Origin of the sequence: Planktotalea sp., from assembly GCF_018607965.1 — a bacterium.
GTDB lineage: Bacteria > Pseudomonadota > Alphaproteobacteria > Rhodobacterales > Rhodobacteraceae > Planktotalea.
In genome coordinates, this window is record NZ_JABBAM010000107.1 from 1 (window position 1) to 3,125 (window position 3,125).

The following is a 3,125-nucleotide window of genomic DNA, read 5'->3' on the forward strand; positions in this document are numbered from 1 at the left end:
GATGTGCGATCAAGCTTTGGTATGTTTGGTAACTGTGTTATTTTTGAATTGAACACGTCAATGGCATCGATGTGTCCGCGTGGAATATGTTACAACGCGTCGTCGCAGATTGCGACACCAAGCAGGTCTCGATACTGATTTTGGGCCTTGATCGTCTTGCGGCATCCGAGCCTGCAAAGCTCTCAAAGCAGCTTACAGCACCGCGCTACACAAGTTTGCACCAAGCCTTAGAACATGTCGAAAACGCGATGATAAGTGAGGGTGGCGAAGGTATAGATGAACACCATTTAAGCACTGAAATTCACGAAGTTCTAAGTTCGCAGGCTTTGCAAGAGTACCTGACTGAGGTGTCCCTTGAAGCAGGTGATATCCTGATCGAGCAAGGTGCGAAATCCGAGGAAATATATTTTTTTACCGTTGGTAAGTTGCTTGTTTCAATTACAAAGCCAGATGGTGTCTCGAAAACTGTAGCAAAAATCAAAGCGGGGTCTCTGATTGGTGAGTTCGCTCACTATCGTGGTCAAACCCGCTCTGCCAACATCATTGCGCAGGGTTCTGCACAGCTTATTCGCCTTGATATGAAACGGATTGCCGAAGCCGATCAAAAGGATCTAAGAGCAACTGTGAAATTACACAAATTGATAGCGCGACACATGGCACGTCGACTAACCGAGACAACCGCGCTTCTTCGCGAATTAGGGTATTGAAGACACGTTTTTTACTGCGTGTACGTAAAGCGAATTTGGGTTTCTAAGTGTGTGTATGAAGTATGCTGGAATACAAACACGAGCAGAGTGTTTTTACGCATGGTTTGCGTTGATCCGGTGAACTTACCAAGTTTACGCTGCAGTCTTAAGGTGTCCTGAGCGCTTCTGAAGAACGCATCTGCGTTCCTGAACCTGCGATACAACACCTCATTCATCTCACATTTTCCAACTGTCTTTGAACAAATTCACAGTTGTTCATTTTAGATTGTGAGAAATTGAGGGGTAAATGCCGTAGACTAAAACGCAGTGGATCGCCGCAGTGGCGCAGCCACGGGAATTCAAAACCTATGAAGGCTCAACGATTTTCGAAACCGTCCCGTTCGACCACTCCTACATGGTTACGTCGAGTGGATTGTGCTCCGAAAACAGGACAGGCACAAAAGGACAACCCAATTGTGGGGCCTTGTTTAGGAATCGCGATTTTGTGTTGAGAGCATGCATTGGCTTAGTACAATGGTCTGAGTAGTATCTGATCAAGTCAACACTGTGAAAGGTTACCATGGATCGGTTTCATATTGCTCTCGCAAGTCTCTTGCTTGTCATTCTGCCATCCGTTTTCAGCGCCAGCGAAGCAACTGATAGGCTTTTGACGACGCTTGGAATGGAACGCATGGTCACGCTGATGCAGCAAGAGGGCCGCGCGTACGGTGTCGAGCTGGGTGATGAAATGTTGCCAGGTGGAAACTCTGACAGTTGGGCTGCTTTGGTTGCTCGCATTTATGATACAGACGCGATGCAAACCTCTGTGCGTCGTGGATTTGGCGCAGCGTTGGAAGGCGTTGATTTGACACCACTTGAGCAATTCTTCGCAACGCCAGAGGGAAGAACAATCGTAAACTTGGAACTTTCCGCGCGCGAAGCGATGATGGACAGCGCAATAGAGGAAGCGGCAAAAGAACAGGCACGTGCCTATGAAATGGCGCGCGATGACGCATTCGTGCTTGTTGATGAGTTTGTCAAAGCCGGTGATCTATTGGAAGCAAATGTTGTTGGTGCCTTGAATTCAAACATCCAATTTTACCGAGGTTTGGTCGATGGCGGCGCGTTCGAGTTGACCGAGGATGAGATTCTGACAGACGTTTGGGCGCAAGAAGACGAGACACGCTCAGAGACGCGCGATTGGCTCTATGGCTTCTTGATCATGGCCTATGCGCCTTTAGAACTGGGGCAATTAGAAACCTACACACTGCTGACTGAGACCAAAGAGGGTGCAGCACTTACCGCAGCGTTGTTTGAGGGTTTTGATAGCATGTACAGCGATATCAGTTACGCGCTCGGCCTTGCAGCCGCACGCGCAATGAAAGCTGAAGAAATTTAAGCGCTGATCATCTTTACGATGTGTTGAACTTTGGCGACAGGATCCGCGGCGCTCCAGATTTCCTCGCCAAGTGCAAAGAAGTCCGTAATGGGCCCGAACATTTCCAAAGCTTGCGCATCAAGTGCGCCCTCGGCAACGATGGGCACTTCGATCACGTCTGACCACCACTGAAATAAATTCGCACTGGCTCGTTCTCCGTCGCCAAGGGCGGCTTCACTGATGGGGCCAAAGCTGACGTAGTCCGCGCCAGCTTCACCTGCGCTCATGCCGTCGTGGCGCGATGTTCCACTAAACGCGCCGACAATCGCATCTTCGCTTAGCATTTTACGCACTTTGGCAACTCGGCGTGCGCCATCACCCAAGTGAACACCATCCAAACCCAGCTTTTCAACAAGCAAGATATGTTCATCAATCACCAAAGCAACGTCGCGCGCGTGGGTGATCTCACGAACAGCATCTGCCATCTTGCAGATCTTGTCTTCATCCTGCGTCGCCAGCGAAAGACGAACACAAGCGATTTTAGCGCTGTCTAAAACCTGACCTAAAAGGGCAGGGAACACATCCAATTCAAACTCTGGTGGTGTGATCAAATATAGCTGTGGTTGCTCGATATCAGACATGTGTAGCCCTCCGATGTTCATTGTTTCGTCTCCTATATGGCGCCCATTCCAATTTGACCACGCGCAGACTCCCGAACCCTTAACATTCCTCTCTCCATAAATATCCGGCCTTATGTATCAAACGCACCAACAATCTAGCTTATAAACTGAGCGCTGTGAATCCATAATGCGGGTATGCAGGCCAAGTCGATAAATGGCGCGCTACTGGCGTTGCGCAAGCAGATCATAAGCGGCAAGCTGGATGGGCTGGCGCATTTTGAGGCGTTATTGGTGATGCGTGGGGTGGAGTTGCCAGAGGTGCGGATTGCTAAGAAAGCCGACGTTGCGCGGCGCGGGCATATGAGGGCGCTGGTCTTTGAGGTGCTTAGGGTCAGGACTCATAATCAAAAGATGACGGTTGCAGCGAGAGCGATGGCAGAG

4 protein-coding genes are annotated in these 3,125 nt (G+C 49.7%); 3 read left to right on the forward strand and 1 reads right to left on the reverse strand.

Annotated features, from left to right (window positions below):
* Nucleotides 1-86: 86 nt before the first annotated feature.
* Together QZ279_RS10005 and QZ279_RS10010 are read left to right on the forward strand one after the other, a co-directional pair.
* A complete protein-coding gene (locus tag QZ279_RS10005) occupies nucleotides 87-707 on the forward strand; it encodes a cyclic nucleotide-binding domain-containing protein (RefSeq protein ID WP_293450413.1) in 621 nt (206 codons plus the stop codon).
* Between the two features lie 559 nt (nucleotides 708-1,266).
* A complete protein-coding gene (locus QZ279_RS10010) occupies nucleotides 1,267-2,085 on the forward strand; it encodes a DUF2059 domain-containing protein (RefSeq protein ID WP_293450415.1) in 819 nt (272 codons plus the stop codon).
* Here the strand turns inward: QZ279_RS10010 and QZ279_RS10015 are convergent.
* Nucleotides 2,082-2,705, reverse strand: a complete 624-nt coding sequence (locus QZ279_RS10015; RefSeq protein ID WP_293450417.1) for a thiamine phosphate synthase — start codon at nucleotides 2,703-2,705, stop codon at nucleotides 2,082-2,084. The genes QZ279_RS10010 and QZ279_RS10015 overlap by 4 nt on opposite strands.
* 174 nt (nucleotides 2,706-2,879) lie before the next feature.
* Here QZ279_RS10015 and QZ279_RS10020 point away from each other — a divergent pair.
* Nucleotides 2,880-3,125: hypothetical protein (locus QZ279_RS10020; protein WP_293450419.1), on the forward strand; the 246-nt coding region annotated here is incomplete at its 3' end.